Consider the following 19,289-nt stretch of genomic DNA (forward strand, 5'->3'; position numbering starts at 1 on the left):
CATGTCAGCCTACGTCGATGGTCGGTGCCGGACCACCCGGCTGAGGAACGCCCGGACCAGGGCGCGTAAGCGGGCGGCCGCATCATCGACGAATTCTCTTGTTTGCAAGCGTAATTCATCGTGGCTGCCACCGATTCCGGCCACCTCGCCGTCGCGGTCGTGGGCCAACCAGACTTCCAACAGCCCGGAATCGAGCTCCGGGTGGAACTGCAAGGCCAGCGCCGTGCCCAGCACGAAGGCCTGCGAGGCGGCCGGTGTGCGGGCGATCTCGGTGGCCCCGGGCGGCAGTGTCCAGCGGTCGAAATGCCACTGGAACCATGGACCGCCGGGAACCAACTGCTCGTCGTCGGTGACCACGTCGTACCAGCCCACTTCGGGTGCCGGCGACCTGTTGACCGATCCGCCGAGGGCCTGGGCGACGAGCTGTCCGCCGAAGCACACCCCGAGTACACCGACCCCGGCCTCCACCGCCGCGCGCACCATGGCCATCTCGGCTCCGACCCAGCTGTCGAGCAGGGATTCGTCGTAGACCGCCCAGCGGGCGCCCAGCGGAACGATCACGTCATAGTCCGTCGGATCGGGGAAGGTCACCTCACCCGCGGGCGCGTCCTCTTGCTCGGGCGCAACGACCTGGAACGTGTCGATGTCAAAGCCGTATTCGGCGAAGACATCGGCCAGCATGGCCTCGGTGGCTGTGTGGTCGTTTCGCAGGAACAGAACCTTCGATGTCACGCCGCCATTATGCGATGCGTGCCGAATTTCAGGTCCAATTATTAGACCTTCAGGCTGCCTCGAAGTTCAGCGGCAGTGACGCGGGACCGGTGATACCCGTCATCGGCTTCCAGGGCGCACGTCCCTCGCACCGGGGGTTGCGCAGCTTCCGGGTGAGTACGCGCAATGCCTCGGTGAGCTCGACCCTGGCCAGATGGACCCCCAGACAGTAGTGCAAACCGCCGCCGAACGTCATCATGGCCGGGGGTCCGATGCGGTTGACGTCGAATCGCTCGGGCTCGTCGTACACCTGTGGATCCCGGTTGGCCGCAGCGAAGTTCACCACCACCTGGGTTCCGGCCGGGAACGTGAGGCCGCCCAGTTCGGTATCCTCGCGTGCGATCCGCACACTGCTCAGTGCGATCGGCGTGTGGCGCAGTAGTTCATCGACGAAAAGCGGTGCCATATCAGGGTTTTCGGCCAGCATTAGCCACTGTTCAGGATAGTCGCACAGCACCTGGACGGCCGCCGCGAGTTGATTGCGGGTGGTATCGGTGCCCGCCAGTATGACGCCGCCGGCCAGCATCAGCAGCTCGGAATGCGTGAGGCGGTCACCGTCGACCTCCGCCCGGACCAGATCGGAGAGCAGATCATCGGAGAGGCTGGAGTTCCGTCGCTCCACCATGGCATCGACGTATTCGTCGAGCTGTAGCCAGGCCGCCTCGACCGTGTCGGCATGGGCGCCGAGGTTCCAGCTGAACATCTTGAAGATGTCATCGGCCCACTGGGAGAACAGATGCCAGTCCTGGCGCGGGGCGCCCAGCAGCGCGCAGATCACCGGGATCGGATACTGCACGGCGATGTCGGCAACCACGTCGCAGTGCCCCTCGGGCAGGTAGGGGTCCGTGAGTTCGGTGACGATGTCGACGCAGGTTTCGCGGAGCCGGTCGGCGCTGCGGGGTGCGAACGCCTTGGCGACGAGTCGGCGCAACCGGGTGTGCGATTCGGTATCGACACCCAGCAGGCTGCTGTTCGCGCGGTCCCACAGCGGGCCGGACGTGATGCCCTGCGCGGCCAGGAACACGCCTTTGGGAATCTCGAAGCGCGCATCGCGCAGGGTCGTGCGGACCAGGTCGTAGCTCAACAGCTCCGGACCGTGGGGCCCCATCGCGATCGGGGAGTGGGCGCGGGCCTGTGCGATCAGCCGGTGTACAGCCTCGGGATCGGTCTCGTGCTCGTAGTCGAGCGGGGGAAGGTCGGCATCGGTTACCAGCGTCATGACAGCCTCCGCGTGATCGGGCAAGAACCTGCTGATGGTGATGCTGGTCTTCCCGACGCCGCGAGTCGTGAGTAGCGGGCTACCTCACTTCGCCCGGTAACGCCGTTCGGGCCTACCGGTTCCGTACTGCAATCGCAGTTCCAAAGCCCCCGTGCTCAGGTAGTGCTCCAGATAGCGTCGGGCGCTGACACGCGAAATCCCCACCAGCTGAGCACATTCCATGGCTGATACCTCACCGGCGGTGCGTACTGCGGCCATGACGAGGCGACCGGTTTCGGCGCCGAGCCCCTTGGGCAGCACCACCGCCGAGCCGCCGAACAGCGCGTCGATGGTCGACTGATCGGCACCTCCGGCGCCCGCGAGTGCCTCGGCGCGGGTGGCGAACGCCGCCAACTTCGTCTGCAACTGATCGAAGTCGAACGGTTTGACCAGATAATCGGCGGCGCCGCCGTCCAACGCGCCCCGGACCGTGTCGAGTTCGCGGGCCGCGGTGACCATGATGACGCCGACCCGGTTGCCCTCGGCGCGCAACCGCTGGAGCACCTCGAGCCCGGTCATGTCGGGCAGATAGACGTCGAGCAGGATCAGATCGGGACGCAGCTCGGCTGCCGACGCCAGCGCGTCGGCCCCGGTGCGCGCCACGCCGACCGGGCGGAACCCGTCGACGCGTTCGACGAAGCGGCGGTGGATCTCGGCCACCATGAAGTCGTCGTCGACCACCAGGACGTCACGCATGCAGTCTCACCACGAACAGGGCGCCGCCACCCGGCGCGTCGGTGACCTCGACGGCACCCCCGTGCTGGGCCGTCACCAACCGAACCAGGGCCAGGCCGATCCCCCTCCCGCCGGGCACCTCGGCCTTGGAGGTGACGCCGCGGGAGAAGATGGACTCCCGAAGGTGTTCGGGCACCCCCGGTCCGGAGTCCGAGACCGCCAGCACCAGGCCGGCCGCATCGTCGATGCGCACGTCCACCCGTGCGGCCGCCGAGCCCACCGACACGTCGACGGCATTGTCGATCAGATTGCCCAGCAACGTGATCACGTCGGTGGCCAGAGCCGGGTCGAGTGCGTCCAGGTGGCTGTCGTCGGTCAGGCCGAGGGTGACCCCGCTCTCGGCGGCCAGTGATGTCTTGGCGATCAGGAGCGCGGCCACCGCTGGATCTGAAACATGTTGGGTGACAGCCTCGTTGATTTCGGCCCGGCGTCGGGTCAGGGTGCCGACCAGAGTGCGGACCGCGTCGAACTCGCCCAATTGGGTCAAACCGGAGATGGTGTGCAGCTGATTCGAGAACTCGTGGGTCTGGGCCCGCAGTGTGTCGGTCACACTGCGGTGTGAGGACAGCTGAGCCTGCAGTGCGGCGAGCTCGGTGCTGTCGCGCATGGTGGTCACGGTACCGATCCTCCTGCCCTGACTGCGGGCGGCGCGGCGGTTGAGTGCCAACACCCGGGTCTGCGTGGTGATCACCACGTCGGATTCTTCGGCGTGAGTTCCCTCGCCGGACAACAGGAATGCCTCCACTGCCGGTTCCAGACCGACCGCATCGACGCGGCGGCCCACCGCGTCGGCACCAATTCGCAGCAGTTCGGACGCGCTGTCGTTGATCAGTGTGATGACCCCGTCGTTGCTCACCGCCACCACACCCTCACGGATGCTGTGCAGCAGCGCTTCCCGGTGATCGGCCAGGGTGGCGATCTCCGCGATGTCCAGGCCACGGGTGTGACGGTTGATTCGCCGCGACAAGAACCACGAGGCCAGCATCCCGAGCGACGCACCCAGTCCGAGATAGATCAGCAGACGTTCACCGGCCCCGCCCAACAACTCCCACAGCGACGGGTAGCGCTCGCTGACCGACACGATCGCCAGCACCGCGCCGTCGGCAGCCAGGACGGGGACCTGTCCCACCAGGCGGTGCGAGCCGTCGGCATCGCTGTCGCCGGACCAGGCTCGGCCCTCGTCGGCCCGGCTGCTGCTCAGGTCGAGCCGTCCGCCGATGCGGTCCGGATCCGACGACACCCGCACCGTCCCGGCGGGATCGGTGATCTCGGCCCGCTCGGCGCCCGACAGGGCCACCGCACGCTCGACCTCGGGCGCCAGCACCGAAGCGGCGAACGGGTCGTCGTAGCGATCCCGGACGACGGGTGTTGACGCTACGTTCTCGGCGACCGCGATCATCCGCTGCCCGCGGACATCACGGAACTCCCGCGTGGATTGCGCCACCGACACCGCGGCCACCGCGACCAGCACGACCGCGACCACCAGAAGCTGAAACACCAGAAAGCGTGCGGCCAGGCTGCCATTGGGCAAGAACCGGGTGCGTGCGCGCGGTGTCCGCGGGGCTGGTGAACTCAACGAACAAAACTTCCTTTGCGTCCGAATAGGTGACCTGCGTCACGTCATGGGTCCAGTATTGCTGACCATGAGCTTTCGACGACTAGGTGCCGGTCTGATGGTGGCCGTGGTCGCGCTGATGCTGGTCACAGCCTGCGGAGTTACCCGCGGCGACGAATCCAGGGGCTTGCATCGGCTGCGCATGATGGTGCCGAACAGCCCAGGAGGTGGTTACGACCTGACTGCCCGTACCGCGGTGAAGATCATGGAGGACACCGACATCACCGGCCGTATCGAGGTGTTCAACGTCATCGGCGCCGGCGGCACCGTGGCGATGGCGCGGCTGATGAACGAGAAGGGCAACGACGACCTCATGATGATGATGGGGCTCGGCGTGGTGGGTGCCGTCTAACCCAACGGTTCCTCTGCTCGCGCGTCGGACGCCACCGCGCTGGCCAAGATGGTCGAGGAACAGGAAGGCATTCTGGTGCCGGGGGATTCGCCGTTCCGCACCATCGGTGATCTCGTGGCGGCGTGGAAGGCCAATCCGGCCAAGGTCACGATCGGCGGCGGATCCTCACCGGGCGGGCCCGACCACCTGTTCCCGATGGAGACCGCACGAGCGGTCGGAGTCGACCCGCGCAAGGTCAACTACATCACCTACGACGGCGGCGGTGATCTGCTGACGGCCCTGCTGGGCAAGAAGATCGCGGCGGGTACCACCGGCCTCGGCGAGTTCGTCGACCAGATCGAGGCGGGGCAGGTCCGGGTGCTGGCGGTCTCGGGTGCCAAGCGGGTCGAGGGGATCGACGCGCCGACCCTGACCGAGGCGGGCATCGATCTGACGTTCACCAACTGGCGCGGAATACTGGCGCCGCCAGGCATTTCGGGTGAGGCCAAGGATGCGATGGTGCGGGCGCTGACCGACCTCCACGGCACCGAGCAGTGGCGCGACGCGCTGGTCAAGAACGGCTGGAGTGACGCCTTCAGCACGGGAGCCGACTTCGAACAGTTCCTGCGTGATCAAGACAACCGCGTCTCGACGACGCTGAGTGAATTGGGGCTGTTGTGAAGGTCGACAAGGCGCAGTATCTGGTCTGCCTGGTCCTGGTGGCGGTGGGCGCATTCCTGATCTACGACGCGCTGACGCTGACCGGGGGATTCGCCAAGGTCGATCCCGTTGGGCCGCGTGCCTTTCCGCTGGGGATCGGGATCATCCTGATCGCGCTCGCCCTGGTTCTGGCGGTTGCGATCCCGCGTGGCTCGGTCGGTGAGGCCGACGCGGGCGAGGACGTCGACCCGAACATGCCGGGGGACTGGCGCACGGTGGGGCTGCTGGTCGGACTGTTCGTGTTGGTGATCCTCCTGGTCAAACCGCTGGGCTGGGCCATCACCGGTGCCCTGTTGTTCGCCGGGGCGGCAACGATTCTCGGCAATCGTCATTACGTCCGCAATCTTGCGATCGGCACGGTGCTGTCGGTGGCGAGCTTCTACGCGTTCTACTCCGGGCTCGGAATCCCGCTGCCCGCAGGCATTCTGGACGGGATTCTGTAGATGAACAACTTCGAATGGTTGCTTCAGGGATTCGCCGAGGCGGCGACCCCGATGAACCTGCTGTACGCCGTGATCGGGGTGCTGCTGGGCACCGCCGTGGGGGTGCTCCCGGGCATCGGCCCGGCCATGACGGTGGCCCTCCTGCTGCCGGTGACCTACAACGTCAGCCCGAGCGCGGCGTTCATCATGTTCGCCGGAATCTTCTACGGCGGGATGTACGGCGGATCGACCACCTCGATCCTGCTGAACACCCCCGGTGAATCCTCGTCGGTGATCACGGCGATCGAGGGCAACAAGATGGCCAAGGCCGGCCGGGCCGCCCAGGCCCTGGCCACCGCCGCCATCGGCTCGTTCGTCGCCGGCGCCATCGGCACCGCGCTGTTGGCCGCGTTCGCGCCGCCCATCTCGCGGTTCGCGGTGACCCTCGGCGCCCCCTCGTACCTGGCGATCATGCTGTTCGCACTGGTCGCGGTCACCGCGGTGCTGGGTTCGTCCAAGCTGCGCGGTGCGATCTCGCTGTTCCTCGGCCTGGCGATCGGCGTCGTCGGCATCGACTTCCTGACCGGCCAGCCCCGTGCGACCTTCGGCCTGCCGCAGCTGTCCGACGGCATCGACATCGTGGTGATCGCGGTGGCGATCTTCGCTCTCGGCGAGGCACTCTGGGTGGCGGCGCACCTGCGCCGCCGGCCGGCGGACGTGATTCCGGTGGGGCGGCCGTGGATGAGCCGCCAGGACTTCGCGCGGTCGTGGAAACCGTGGCTGCGCGGTACCGCCTACGGATTCCCGTTCGGCGCGCTGCCCGCCGGCGGCGCCGAGTTGCCGACGTTCCTGTCCTACATCACCGAAAAGCGCCTCTCCAGGCACCCCGAGGAGTTCGGCAAGGGTGCCATCGAGGGCGTCGCCGGTCCGGAGGCGGCCAACAACGCCTCGGCCGCGGGCACCCTGGTGCCGATGCTGTCGTTGGGCCTGCCTACCAATGCCACCGCCGCGGTGATGCTGACCGCGTTCGTGTCCTACGGGATTCAGCCCGGGCCAACGCTTTTCGAGAAGGAACCGCTGCTGATCTGGACACTGATCGCCAGCCTGTTCATCGGCAACTTCCTACTACTCGTGCTCAACCTGCCGCTGGCGCCGCTGTGGGCCAAGCTGCTGCGCACCCCGCGGCCCTACCTGTACGCCGGCATCCTGTTCTTCGCCACGCTGGGAGCGCTCGCGGTCAACGTGCAACCGCTGGACCTGGCGCTGCTGCTCGTCTTCGGGCTGCTGGGGTTGATGATGCGCAGGTTCGGATTGCCGGTGCTGCCGTTGATCATCGGGGTGATCCTGGGTCCACGCATCGAACGACAACTGCGCCAGAGCCTGCAACTCGGCGGCGGGGACTGGACCAGTCTGTTCACCGAGCCGGTCGCGATCGTCACCTACGTACTCATGGCGGTCCTGCTGTTGATGCCGTTGGTGCTCAAGCTGATGCACCGCAGTGAGGAGACGTTGTTGATCGTCGAGGACGACGCGGATCAGCAGCAGAAGGCGGCTCAACAATGATTGTCATCGGCTACACCGCGGACGCCTTCGGCATTGCCGCTGTCGAGCACGGCATCGCCGAAGCCCAGTTACGCGGCACCAGCGTGCTGGTGATCAACGCGACCTCGGGTGAGGCCTATGTGGATTCCCGGTTCGCCCGTTCGGGTCAGGTCCACGACGTCGAGGAACGCCTGCGGGAGAGCGGCGTGCGGTTCGAGTTACGCCAGCCGGTGGGGGTCGACGCGGCCACTGAACTGCTCGATGCGATGGACGCTGACGACGCCGAGTTGCTGGTGATCGGTATCCGGCACCGCAGTCCGGTGGGCAAGTTGTTGCTGGGCAGCGTGTCGCAACAACTGCTGCTGGAATGCCCCAAACCGGTTCTCGCGGTCAAACCTGAGTAATCAATCCCGGCCGAGCAGACGCGAACGCACCCCGATCGGCGCGGAATTGGGTACCTCCGCGTCTGCTCGCGAGGGGTTTGAACTGGGGGAATGGTCCTCACCGCGGGCATCTGTGCGTGGTGAGGATCAGTTTTCGTGGGGATAACGTCGCCGGAAAGATCCGACAACACCTTCACCGCACGATGGGGGCATGGCGGACGACGCGGGACCGGGTTCGATCCCGGGCAAGCAACAGCGGACTGCGTGTTCGTACTGTGGCGTCGGCTGCGGTATCGAGGTCACCACCAGGGTCGATGACGGCCGGACTGTGATCGCCCGAGTCAGTGGCGACAAGCTGCATCCCACGAATTTCGGCCGGCTGTGCACCAAGGGGGCGATGCACGCCGAGCTGATGGCCGCCGACGAAGACCGGCTCACGTCTGCTTTGCTGCGGCCCTCCCGTTCGGATGAACTGCTGCCGACGCCGGTGGACGACGCGGTAGCCGAGGCGGGACGCCGACTGCGGGCCATCGTCGCCGAGCACGGTCCCGACGCCGTCGCCCTCTATGTGTCCGGCCAGATGACGCTGGAGGCGCAGTACCTGGCCACCAAGCTCGCCAAGGGCTTCCTGCGTACCGTGCACATCGAATCGAATTCCCGGTTGTGCATGGCCAGCGCGGGCACCGGGTTCAAGCAATCGCTGGGCGCAGATGGGCCGCCGGGTTCCTACACCGACTTCGACCGGGCCGACCTGTTCTTCGTCACCGGCGCGAACATGGCCGATTGCCATCCGATTCTGTTCCTGCGCATGTCTGATCGGCTCAAGGCCGGCGCCAAGCTCATCGTCGTGGACCCACGGCGGACCGCGACCGCCGAACGCGCCGATCTGTTCTTGCAGATCAAGCCGGGAACCGATCTGGCCCTGCTGAACGGCCTGTTGCACCTGCTGGTAGCAGACGGTGCCATCGACCACGACTTCATCGCCGAACACACCACGGGGTGGGAGGCGATGCCGGAATTTCTGGCCGACTACCCACCGGCCCGGGTCGCCGAGATCACCGGTATCCCCGAAGCCGACATCCGCACCGCTGCAGCGATGATCGCCGAGGCCGGGGAGTGGATGAGCTGCTGGACCATGGGCCTCAACCAGAGCACGCACGGAACGTGGAACACCAACGCCATCTGCAACCTGCACCTGGCTACCGGCGCGATCTGCCGCCCGGGCAGTGGCCCGATGTCACTGACCGGTCAGCCCAATGCCATGGGCGGCCGGGAGATGGGCTATATGGGACCGGGTCTGCCCGGGCAGCGCTCGGTACTCGCGGTCGATGACCGGACGTTTGTCGAGACGCAGTGGGGCGTCGACCCTGGCACCATCCGTTCCGAGGTGGGCCCGGGCACCATCGGCATGTTCGAGCAGATGGAGCAGGGCGAGATCAAGGCCTGCTGGATCATCTGTACCAATCCCGTTGCCAGCGTGGCCAACCGGAAGACCGTGATCAACGGCTTGGAGGCCGCCGAGCTGGTCGTCGTCCAGGACGCCTACCGGTCCACCGCCACCAATCACTACGCCGACATCCTGCTGCCCGCGGCGTTGTGGGCGGAATCTGAAGGCGTCATGGTCAACTCGGAACGCAACCTCACCCTGCTGTCCCCGTCGGTCGCCCCGCTGGGGCAGGCCCGGCCGGACTGGCAGCTGATCTGCCAGGTGGCTGCGCACCTTGGCTTCGCCGAACACTTCGATTACCAGTCGGCCGAAGAGATCTTCGCCGAGATCCGCGGGTTCGCGAACCCAAAGACCGGATACGACCTGCGTGGCGCGGGCTACGAGAGGTTGCGCGAGACCCCGCTGCAGTGGCCGGTTCCTCCGGTCGACGGGCCCGGCGGTGCGGAGGACCGGCACCCGATCCGCTACCTCAACGACGGCGTGAGCCAGGACCTGTTCGTCGACGCCGACGGTCACCGCCCTCGGCTGGCCTTCGCGACGCCGTCGCGGCGGGCCGTCTTTCACCCCCGTCCGCACATGGATGCCGCGGAACTACCCGATGACGACTATCCGATGGTGCTCAACACCGGCCGGCTGCAACACCAATGGCACACCATGACCAAGACCGGCAAGGTGGACAAGCTCAACAAGCTCAATCCCGCGCCGTTCGTCGAAATCCACCCGCTGGACGCCTTGGAACTCGACATCGTGGAGGGGCAGCCGGTCGAATTGACGTCCCGGCGTGGCCGCGCGGTGCTCCCCGCAGTGCTGTCGGACCGGGTGCGGCCGGGCAACTGCTTCGCACCGTTTCACTGGAACGACGAACACGGCGAGTACCTGACGGTGAACGCCGTGACCAACGACGCCGTCGACCCGGACTCGCTGCAGCCGGAGTTCAAGGTGTGCGCGGTCAGCCTGCGTCCGGTCCGGTCGGTCGACGGCACCCCGGCGGTGCATCCGCTCGCCGCGGAGATGGGTCTGGGTGCGGTGCACAAGCCGGCCTTGAGCCAGGATGAAAAGATCTACCTGGCAGGGTTTTTCACCGGGCTGCCGGACGCTCCCATGGGCGTTCCGGTGCTTCCGGCGGCGGCGCCGCTGAGCGCCAGGGTGCGGCTGTGGGTGGACGGAGTGCTGGCCGGTCGCTACTCACGGGCCGGAGACGGTGTGCCGAGCGACCGGCCGGCACCCGGTGGGCCGCTGGTGTTGTGGGCCTCGCAGACGGGCACCGCCGAGGAATTCGCAGCCGGGTTGGCGGGCCGCATCGACGGGGCGTCGTTGGTCAACATGGACGACCTCGCACTGGCCGACCTGGCCGCCGCTCGCGACATCCTGGTGGTCACCAGTACGTTCGGTGACGGTGGCCCACCGGACAACGGTGCCGACTTCTGGAGCCGGCTACAGGCCCCGGATGCGCCTCAGTTGCACGGGGTTCGCTATGCGGTGCTCGGCCTCGGCGACAAGGCGTACGACAACTTCTGCGGACACGCCAAATCGCTCGACCGGCGGCTCGCCGATCTGGGTGCCACCAAGCTGCTCGAGCGCGCCGACTGCGAGTCCTACGATGACGAGCCGATGCGGCGCTGGGCCGATTCGGTCACGACAGCGCTCACCGGCGCGACGCCCGCCCCGGCGGTCGTCGGCGGCGGTATCCGAACTGTCATCCCCACCGAGCCCGACGAATTCACCAGGGCCAAACCGATTCTGGCTGCCCTGGCGCGCAACCAGCTGCTGACGACGCCGAGCGCGGCGAAAGAGGTGCGCCAGTTCGGCTTCGACATCTCCGAGTACGACGTGAGCTATTCAGTCGGTGACTCCCTGGGCGTCTACGCCAGTAACGATCCGGCCGTGGTCGACTCCTGGCTGGCGGCCACCGCGCTGAATCCGCACTCGGAGATCGAGGTCGACGGTGTCGAGCAGTCACTGCGGGATGCCCTCATCTCGTCGTATGACATCTGCCGCGTGACCCCGGACTTGTTGCGGTTCGTCGCCGATTCCAGCCCGGACCGCTCCGCGGCCAAGATTCTGCGCAATTCCGGTGAGCGGCGCAGTAACTGGTTGCGTAACCGCAACGGTCTCGACCTCGTGACCGAGTTCGCGGTGCACGCCGAACCCGAGCAGTGGCAGGAGGTTCTGGTCCGGCTGACCCCACGCAGCTACTCGATCTCGTCGAGTCCGCTGGTGAGCCCGCACGAGGTGCAATTGACCGTGTCGATGGTGCGCTACCGCGGGCCGGGCGGCGCTGCTCGGGGCGGGGTGTGTTCCACTTTTCTCGCCGACCGGGCAGCCGCGGCGCCGGTGTTCCTCCAGCGCTCGCCGCATTTCCGTCCGCCCGAGGACGCGGACACGCCCATGATCATGGTCGGCCCGGGTACCGGTGTGGCGCCGTTCCGGGGCTTCTTGCAGGAGCGCCGGGCGCTGGGTCACGGTGGTCGCAACTGGTTGTTCTTCGGCGATCAGCACCGCCGGGAGAACTTCTACTATCGGGATGACCTGGAGGACATGGTCGATGACGGCTTCTTGAGCCGGCTGGACCTGGCGTTCTCCCGCGATCAGGCCGACCGGGTGTATGTGCAGCACAAGATGCTGGACCGCGGGGCCGAGGTGTGGCGGTGGCTGGACGACGGCGCCCACTTCTACGTCTGCGGTGACGCCGCCCGGATGGCCAAGGATGTCGACGCCACGCTGACGACGATCCTGCGCACTCACGGCGGGATGACCGAAGATGCCGCGCGCGACTACAAGCGGGAACTGGTTGCCCAGAAGCGGTATGTCCGCGACGTCTATTGAGGCGGGCTATCGGGCTCGCTTCATTGAGCCAGGTCGTTCCACACGATCTTGGCGAGTTCGTCGCGGTCGGCAACCCCGAGCTTGATGCAGGCGCGGTAGATATGGCCCTCCACGGTGCGGACCGAGACGGTCAGTCGTTCGGCGATGTCGCGATTCGACATTCCCTGGGCGACCAGACCGGCCACCTCGCGTTCGCGTCCGGTCACCGGTAGGGGCCGGGCGGCCGATCGAATCGCCGGGGTGGCCGCACCGCCGCACTTGGACGCCAATTGCAGTGCGTGCGCGGCAGATTCGGTGCTGTTTCGGCGGTGACCGGCCTTGTCGTGCAGCGGTACCGCCTGGGCCGCGGCGTCGGCCGCCGACAGCAGCAGGCCGGCCTCCTCGAACGCGGCGGCCACCTTGTCCAGCTCGGCGGCGTCGGCGGCGGCCACCGCGGCGGCATGCCGCGCGTAGAGGGCCGGCAGCGGGCCGTCGACCCGGTCCACCAGGTCCTGCAGGCGACGGGTCACACTGCGGTCACCGAAGCGTGCCGCGCTGTGCAATGCCTCGGCCTCGACCGCGAACTGGCCGGAGGAATGCGCCGCATCGGCGGCTGTCCGCGCGAGGTCGATCGCCGAGCGGTGCCCGCCCTTGGCGGCGGCCAGCCAGGCCTTGGCGACCATCCGGAGCGGCTCGTGCAGCGCCATGAACTCGCCCGAGTGTTCCTCGGCGTCCTCGAGTACCCGTTCCGCGTCGGCGGGGTTGCCCACCCCGGCGTAGGCGCGGGCCAGCAGTAGCCGGCCGGGCAGTTGCCAGGGCAGGGAGCTCTCGGCGTTGAGCGCGGCCAGGGCCTGCTCGATGGCCCGGATCGCATCGCGGAATCGGCCGCTGTGGGTCGCGGCCACGCCGTCCATGATCTTGGCGATCGCCCAGCCGGCGAACTGGCCGGCCGAGGAGAACTCGGTGTATTCCGTGGCGCGTTGCTGGGCCAGTTCGAGCTGACCGGTGTAGGCCAGGGCCAGCACCTCGCCGTAGAACACCATGATCCGGACCATGCCATCGGTGGTCTTGCGCTGAGCGCGGCACCGCGACGCGATGGGCAGGAAATCGTTGCCCCGGCCCACCAGCGGCATCGACAGGCCTGCGGCGAACGCCGCGAAATCCACGGCCTGCCGGGGTGCCTCGGGGTTCGCCAGGACCCGTTCGGCGATCTCGAGGCCTTCGGGAATCTTGTTCTGGTGTACGGCCATACCGGCGCCGGTGGCGTCGACGATCAGTCGCAGGGTCGGATGGGTGACCCGGTCCTGCAGGAGGGCCTGCACCTGAGCGGCCCGCGTCACGTCGCCCTGGGACCAGAACAGGTTGGACACCCGTGGAATGCCCCACTGCACAAGTTCCATCTCGTTGAGGTCTGCGGGCGAGAACTGCTCGAGGATGCTGTCGGCCTGTGCCGGCTGACCCTGCCACAACAACGCGCGGGACAGCAGTGCGGCCGCGCCGAGTCCGCCGCCGTGGTCGAAGGCGGCTCGGGCCAGTTTCTCCCCGAGCGGGAGGTTGGACAGGAAGACCGCGTCCTTGGCGGCGGTGATGAGCAGTTCGATGTCGGTGCCCTGGTCGCTCTCGATGGCCAACTCTGCCAACTTGATTCGGCTCGCAGGGGAGTCGAGGTTGCGTTCGTGCAGGATCTTGGCGATGCGACCCCGCAACTTCCGGGCCGACGCAGTGCCGACCCGGCGGCGCACCGCCTCACCGAACAGCGGGTGGCTGAAGCGAACGTTGATCTGGCCGTCGTCGGCGACGATCCGGATCAGGCCGCGCATCTCGGCCGTGTCCACCGCGTCCTCGCCGGCCAGTTCTGCCAGCGCATCGATATCCAGTGGCTCGCACAGCGACAGCAACTTCAGCGCGTGCAGCACATCCTCGCCGGCGTGCGCCAGGCGTTCGTCGAGCAGTTCGACGAGCCCGGAGGGAATGACGGTGGGGCCGCGGAACTGCCACACCCCGTTGACCTTGGTCAGGGTGCCGGCGTCGACCGCACCCTCGACCATGTTGCGCAGGAACAGTGGGTTGCCACCCGAGGTCTCCCACATCACGTCGGCGCTGAGCCCCTCCAGCGTGCCGCCGAGGACGGTTTCGATGAGGGCGATGCTCTGCTGCTTGGTGAACGGGTTGAGTTCGAAGCGCTGGAGGTAGCCGTCCTTCCACAGTGAGGTGACCGCATCGGGTACCGGCTCACCGCTGCGCACGGTGGCCACGACGTGGCCCGACCGCTCCACGGCGATCTGATGCAACAGTGTCGCCGACAACTGGTCCAGCAGATGCGCGTCGTCGATTCCCACGATGGTGTCGCCGTCGGCCACAAGCGATTCGCGTGCCGACCCGATGAGGGCGATGGGGTCGCGTGACCCCGACGACGACACCCAGTGGGCGAACGCGCCGAGGGGGATGCTGCGCGACGATTCGGTGCACGCGGTCCAGTGCACCTTCCGGCTCAACGATGCGGTGACGGTGCGCGCCAAGGTGGTCTTGCCGACTCCTGCGGCTCCGACAAGCACGACTCCGCAGCTGTCCGTCCCGCTGAGGGCGGCCCGAATGGCCTCGTGCTCGGCGGGCCGGTCCAAAAGCTGCCACTGACCAGGCATGAATCCTGAGTCTAGGGCCACCGGGCCCGGATCGCTGCCGAACAGAGGGTCGACGGGGCTTCGGATGTCGGTCGTAGGGGCGAATGTTCTTCCCATTGCAAGTATTTCCCGTTCGCTGGGGGTCAGTCCGGCAGTTCGGCGATGTCGAAGGGCTCGTGCCGGTCGATGCGATTCATCTTGTGCCGGAAGTCGCTCGATGCCTCATATACCTTGCGCTTCAGCCGATTGATGGATCCCAGTGGGCGATGTGCCTCAAGGCCGCGCCACGAGTTGAACGAGAGCACGTCGTCGCCGTAGGCGCGGCGCAGCGCGCTGTACGGGTTCTGCTGGGGAAACACCACCTTGGCCACCGGAAGATATGGGGATTTCCAGGGTTTCGTGGCGTCCTCGATCGGCATCTGTTTCTCGTCCAGACACAGTTGCACGCTGAACGTGTACTCGGCGGGGTGCTTTTCGAAGAACGCCATGATCAGATCGCGGTGCTCGTCCTGTCCTGGATTGCGCGGAAGGGTCTGGTCGGCAAGCGCTTTCACCTCCGGTGAGGTCGGCTCGTACTTGAAACGTGCCACGTAGTCGCCGTACCGGATCGGGGCGGAGGAGTAGAACGTCTCGCCCAGGATGGGACGGTTCGGGGCGATGAACACCGCCAGATTCGGCGGTATCGGCAGGCCGATCTTCTTGAGCGCGCTGAGCAGTTCGCTGCCTGCCCACAGCGCGCCGTCGGACAACCGGGCGAGCAGGGTCGCGCTCAGCATCCCCAGTTTGCGGTAGGCGTGCGCATCGGCGAACAGGAATTCTTCGTGGGTGACGAGCACGAAGTCCTGCGTGACATTCGATTCGTCCTGCGGGTCTTTCATGGCGCGCTCGCCTTGCACCCCGATGGCCTTGATACCGAGTCCGCGCACCCCGCGGTTGCGGTCGCTGCGCAGCACCCCGGAGGTGGTCGAGATACGGGCGATCACCGGGTAGCTGCGTGCTTCGGCGAACATGCCCTGGGCGAGCATGTCCGGCAGATCCGGGTTGACGATGAGTTCGCCGCGCAGGATGGCGTGGCTCTTGGCATGTGCGTCACGAAGCCCGTGCTTGAACTTCTTGTAGGCCCGCTCGTTGTTCTTGTGCAAAGACCCGATGATCTTCTCGATGTCCTCGGCCTCGTCCGCCCTGGGCTGCTCGAGATTCTCGCGGTAGGGAACCGGGCTCAGGCTTTCGACGATCCGACGTACGTCGGCGGCGGTCATGGCTGGGGTCGTCGATGAGGTCATGCGGACGCCTTTCTGATGGGTGAGACACAGGTCCAGGGAGCGAACGGGTTGGCCACACCGGCCAGGGCGGGGGCAAGTTCGGGAAAGTGGCGCAACAACACCGAGCGCATGTTGTTGTCCCGCACCCACTTCATGCCGGCGACGGTGTAGGTCTCGTCACGGAAGTCGGTGGTGAAGAAGCGGTCGCTTTCCAGCCGGCGGGTGGCCATCAGGATGAAGACCCGAAATGCGGTGTCGCTGAAGCCGAATCCGGGTGGCTTGGGCTCGGCGTACAGGCCGATCACCAGGTCCACGAGGTCCACGTCGTCGTCGTAGATCTCGCGTAGTTCGGCCGCCAGCGCGGTGTCACCGGTCAGCTCCTCGAACGTGGTCACCGGCTTGAGTCGGAACAGCTTCCGGAACTCGTTGTACCGCGGCACGCCTCGTTCCCGGCAGCGGATCAGATCGATCGTGGCAAGGTCGATCAGGGTGCCGTCCACCCGGTGCATGTGCTGCAGATGCCTGGGGAAGTTGTGCAGCGACAGTGCGCCCGGATGTGCTCGGCCGAAGGAATAGAAGAGGTCGGACATCGGGGTTTCGGTCAGTCGGGCACGCACATTGAGCACCGACAGCTCGGGTAGCTCGTGCCGGCCGGTGACATGGTCGTCGGCCAGCGCGCGGAACGTGAACTCGTCGGGGATCAACGGGTGCATCCGATACACCGCCACGAATTCCTCGGTCAACGAGTACGGCACCCCGTGATGGGTGGTGGGCGAGCCGGGGATGCCGTGCAGCAGGGGACTGCTGCTGACGCGCCCGAAGCTTCGCCTGAACCGGGGGCCCAGCTTCTCGCCCAGCAGTCCGAACCAGTTGACCCGCATGGCCGTCACCGTTGTCGGGTGCGCGATGATGGCAGGCGTCCAGTCCACGGTGTGGATCTTCGCCATCAATGCGGAATTGACGAGCCGCGCCTTGTCGTAGAGCTGTTGGCCGGTGAGGTACGGGTACTTCTGCGCCAGGTGGTCGCAGATGGCGTTGTGCTCACGCATGAACAGCGAGTGGAGCAGGGCCAGGCCCACCCAGAAGTTCCCCGCGGTGCCGGTGAGATCGGCGGTGGCCTCGACCTCGACGGGCGGCAGGCCGGACTCGTCGATGCGAAGTTTGCCGCCGTCGGGTGCACGCAGGGCGCCGGCGAATGCCGGTGTGGTCCCGTAGATCTGGGAGGCGTCCCACCAGTGCGACTCCTGGGTGACGAAGGCGGGCGGGCCGGCCGGACCGGGATGAGGGTCCGGCGGTGTGCGTTCGACGCGCATCGGCCGCTGTGGCCATGGGTCGTCGTCGCGTAGCGGCACCACCCAGGGTCGAGTGGCGACCGAGCCGTGGGCGAACCAGTCGTGCACCTCGAACTGAATCCACGCGGCGGCCAGCAGGTTCAGCGTGGTCGCGGGCTGAAAACTGTCGCGGGTCAGCAGGGTGCGGCTGATCAGCCGGGGATTGGGGTCGAGCAGCCGCTGGTCGGATTCCGGATAGGAGTGTTCGGGCGGGACGTTGCGGCCGAACCGGCAACCTACGGAGCCCATGCCCGGGTCTTTGAGGTCGTTGTAGGACCCGTCGCGAGTGCGGGCGCCCAGATAGTTGCCGGCCTCGGCGGGACTGCCCGGCGGGATCGGGCCCGGTTCGGCGGCATACAGATTCGACGTTCGCAGCTGATGGCGCAGTCCGATCAGGACGGCCAGCCCGATCGCCTTGGGTAGGCGGGGCCAGCCCACCGTCTGATCGATGTACTGGGCGACCCGGGCCGCGAGGGTGGCCGTCAGCGATCGCGACCGGGACCAGACAGCGGCGACGAACGCTGATGTCTGTCTCGCCGTGGTCACCATCCGTCGTTTCCCTCCGGCTGAAATATCGAGCCTGTCGGCCTCGATTGTTGTTCACGGAAGCAGAAATGACATGAGTAGTCGGCTACTCGAACCCGTGCGGCGCACGAGGCGGCCCGCGCGCAGTCACCGGCAGGTCACGGGGTGCGTCCCGGTTCGAGAGGCCCCGAACACAGGTAGCGCTCCACTCGTGTGGTCGCGCGCTGGTCCGTCCTAGGTTCGGCGTTGGCACACCGATCACGTCCGGAACCGAAGGAGGGACGACGATGACATTCATACCGTGCACGATCAAGGGGTTGCCGGCCGAGAAAGTGGTCGCCTCCGCGGAGGCGGCCGTCGAGGTCAATCCGGCGAACGCGCCCAACATCACCGGGCTGTCCGCGGACGACCTACCGTCGCGGGAGCATCTGGCGGTCATGACCAACAAGCGCTGGAGCGCCGGTGGTGTCCGCCTCACGGTCGGTTTTCTCGACTCCCCGCCGGCCGACTTGCAGCGCCGAATTCTGGCCCATATGAATGCGTGGGGAGCCTGGGCCAACGTCAGGTTCGTGGCGTCCGCCGTGGACCCTCAGGTGCGGATCGCGCGCGTTGCCGACGACGGCTACTGGTCGTACCTCGGTACCGACATCCTGCTTGCCGCGGCGAACGAGCAGACCATGAACCTCGAGGGCTTCACGATGAACACGCCCGAGTCGGAGTTCCACCGGGTGGTGCGGCACGAGACGGGCCACACCCTCGGCTTCCCACATGAGCACCGGCGCAAGGCGATCGTCGACCGCATCGACCGCGAGAAGGCCATCACCCTGTTCATGGCGACCCAGGGGTGGTCGCGTGAGGAGGTGATCGAGCAGGTACTGACTCCGTTCGACGTCTCGGCGTTGACCGCGACCAACGAGACCGACGAGAACTCGATCATGTGCTACGACCTGCCCCGGTCGATCATGACCGATGGGATCGCCGTGCCGGGCGGAACCGACATCGACAACCTGGACGCCCAGTTCGCGGCCAGCCTGTACCCGGGCCCGGTTTCCCCGAGCTCGGTGTGGCCCAACGGCAAGTTGTACTTCTTCAACGGGTCGCAGTACGCGCGGTTCGACGACGCGAAAGGCAAGACCGACCCCGGCTATCCGCTGCCGATCGCCGGATTCTGGACCGGGTTCCCGGCCGACTTCGCCGATGGCATCGACGCGGACGTCCTGTGGACGAACGGCAAGACCTATTTCTTCAAGGGCAGTCGATACATCCGCTTCGATCTGCCGACCGACAAGGTGGATCCCGGCTATCCGATGGACATCTCGGCGAGTTGGCCGGGGGTGTGGCCGGATGGCTTCGACGCGGTAGTGGTGTGGCCCAACAGCAAGGCCTATTTCTTCAAGGGATCGCAGTACATCCGCTACGACATCGCAACCTCGCGGGTGGACAACGGCTATCCGAAGCAAGTGGCCGGCAACTGGCCGGGGTTGTGGGCCGACGGGGTCGGCCGACCGGACTAGCGGTGCC

General features: G+C 66.8%; 12 protein-coding genes and 1 pseudogene. 6 read left to right on the forward strand and 7 right to left on the reverse strand.

Going from position 1 to position 19,289, the window contains the following annotated elements; all coding sequences use genetic code 11:
* Positions 1-9: 9 nt before the first annotated feature.
* From AC4ELH_RS20950 to AC4ELH_RS20965, 4 genes are all read right to left on the reverse strand, one after another.
* Positions 10-732, reverse strand: coding sequence for a type 1 glutamine amidotransferase (locus AC4ELH_RS20950; protein WP_110777329.1), 723 nt, complete (start codon positions 730-732; stop codon positions 10-12).
* A 49-nt stretch (positions 733-781) separates the two neighbouring features.
* The gene (locus AC4ELH_RS20955; protein WP_448443162.1) at positions 782-1,990 is read right to left on the reverse strand and encodes a cytochrome P450; all 1,209 of its coding nucleotides are present in this window, start codon (positions 1,988-1,990) and stop codon (positions 782-784) included.
* Between the two features lie 84 nt (positions 1,991-2,074).
* Complete coding sequence (locus AC4ELH_RS20960; protein ID WP_064883063.1) at positions 2,075-2,725, reverse strand: response regulator; 651 nt, start codon at positions 2,723-2,725, stop codon at positions 2,075-2,077.
* A complete protein-coding gene (locus AC4ELH_RS20965) occupies positions 2,718-4,340 on the reverse strand; it encodes a sensor histidine kinase (RefSeq protein WP_498886373.1) in 1,623 nt (540 codons plus the stop codon). Before AC4ELH_RS20965 ends, AC4ELH_RS20960 begins: the two co-directional genes overlap by 8 nt.
* 67 nt (positions 4,341-4,407) lie before the next feature.
* Between AC4ELH_RS20965 and AC4ELH_RS20970 the strand changes: the two are divergent.
* The 5 genes and pseudogenes from AC4ELH_RS20970 (at position 4,408) to AC4ELH_RS20990 (ending at position 12,050) form a co-directional block, all read left to right on the forward strand.
* Positions 4,408-5,391, forward strand: a pseudogene (locus tag AC4ELH_RS20970) (Bug family tripartite tricarboxylate transporter substrate binding protein).
* The gene (locus AC4ELH_RS20975; RefSeq protein ID WP_418022145.1) at positions 5,388-5,873 is read left to right on the forward strand and encodes a tripartite tricarboxylate transporter TctB family protein; all 486 of its coding nucleotides are present in this window, start codon (positions 5,388-5,390) and stop codon (positions 5,871-5,873) included. The pseudogene AC4ELH_RS20970 and the gene AC4ELH_RS20975 overlap by 4 nt, the downstream one beginning before the upstream one ends.
* Positions 5,874-7,415 carry a tripartite tricarboxylate transporter permease gene (locus AC4ELH_RS20980; protein WP_064883054.1) on the forward strand — a complete coding sequence of 514 codons (1,542 nt, stop codon included), beginning with the start codon at positions 5,874-5,876 and terminating at the stop codon, positions 7,413-7,415.
* A complete protein-coding gene (locus AC4ELH_RS20985) occupies positions 7,412-7,798 on the forward strand; it encodes a universal stress protein (protein ID WP_064960016.1) in 387 nt (128 codons plus the stop codon). Before AC4ELH_RS20980 ends, AC4ELH_RS20985 begins: the two co-directional genes overlap by 4 nt.
* A gap of 190 nt (positions 7,799-7,988) precedes the next feature.
* Positions 7,989-12,050 (forward strand): bifunctional nitrate reductase/sulfite reductase flavoprotein subunit alpha, encoded by a 4,062-nt coding sequence (locus AC4ELH_RS20990; RefSeq protein WP_448443153.1) that lies wholly within the window; start codon positions 7,989-7,991, stop codon positions 12,048-12,050.
* A 20-nt stretch (positions 12,051-12,070) separates the two neighbouring features.
* On the opposite strand, the gene AC4ELH_RS20995 is transcribed toward AC4ELH_RS20990, so the two are convergent.
* The 3 genes from AC4ELH_RS20995 to AC4ELH_RS21005 form a co-directional block, all read right to left on the reverse strand.
* A complete protein-coding gene (locus tag AC4ELH_RS20995; RefSeq protein ID WP_448443151.1) occupies positions 12,071-14,671 on the reverse strand; it encodes a LuxR C-terminal-related transcriptional regulator in 2,601 nt (866 codons plus the stop codon).
* A 122-nt stretch (positions 14,672-14,793) separates the two neighbouring features.
* Positions 14,794-15,909, reverse strand: coding sequence for a catalase family protein (locus AC4ELH_RS21000; RefSeq protein ID WP_064960026.1), 1,116 nt, complete (start codon positions 15,907-15,909; stop codon positions 14,794-14,796).
* Between the two features lie 20 nt (positions 15,910-15,929).
* A complete protein-coding gene (locus AC4ELH_RS21005) occupies positions 15,930-17,792 on the reverse strand; it encodes a peroxidase family protein (RefSeq protein WP_498886376.1) in 1,863 nt (620 codons plus the stop codon).
* Positions 17,793-18,055: 263 nt separating this feature from the next.
* On the opposite strand from AC4ELH_RS21005, the gene AC4ELH_RS21010 reads away from it, so the two are divergent.
* Complete coding sequence (locus tag AC4ELH_RS21010) at positions 18,056-19,282, forward strand: hemopexin repeat-containing protein (RefSeq protein ID WP_498886377.1); 1,227 nt, start codon at positions 18,056-18,058, stop codon at positions 19,280-19,282.
* Positions 19,283-19,289: the final 7 nt, after the last annotated feature.

The organism is Mycobacterium shunyiense (assembly GCF_058270075.1).

Bases quoted from the DNA above. Each gene is read 5' to 3' on its own strand.
- AC4ELH_RS20960 (WP_064883063.1), bottom strand. From the start codon at position 2,725: ATGCGTGACGTCCTGGTGGTCGACGACGACTTCATGGTGGCCGAGATC.
- AC4ELH_RS21000 (WP_064960026.1), bottom strand. From the start codon at position 15,909: ATGACCGCCGCCGACGTACGTCGGATCGTCGAAAGCCTGAGCCCGGTT.
- AC4ELH_RS20985 (WP_064960016.1), top strand. From the start codon at position 7,412: ATGATTGTCATCGGCTACACCGCGGACGCCTTCGGCATTGCCGCTGTC.
- AC4ELH_RS20990 (WP_448443153.1), top strand. From the start codon at position 7,989: ATGGCGGACGACGCGGGACCGGGTTCGATCCCGGGCAAGCAACAGCGG.
- AC4ELH_RS21010 (WP_498886377.1), top strand. From the start codon at position 18,056: ATGACATTCATACCGTGCACGATCAAGGGGTTGCCGGCCGAGAAAGTG.
- AC4ELH_RS20995 (WP_448443151.1), bottom strand. From the start codon at position 14,671: ATGCCTGGTCAGTGGCAGCTTTTGGACCGGCCCGCCGAGCACGAGGCC.
- AC4ELH_RS20955 (WP_448443162.1), bottom strand. From the start codon at position 1,990: ATGACGCTGGTAACCGATGCCGACCTTCCCCCGCTCGACTACGAGCAC.
- AC4ELH_RS20980 (WP_064883054.1), top strand. From the start codon at position 5,874: ATGAACAACTTCGAATGGTTGCTTCAGGGATTCGCCGAGGCGGCGACC.
- AC4ELH_RS21005 (WP_498886376.1), bottom strand. From the start codon at position 17,792: ATGGTGACCACGGCGAGACAGACATCAGCGTTCGTCGCCGCTGTCTGG.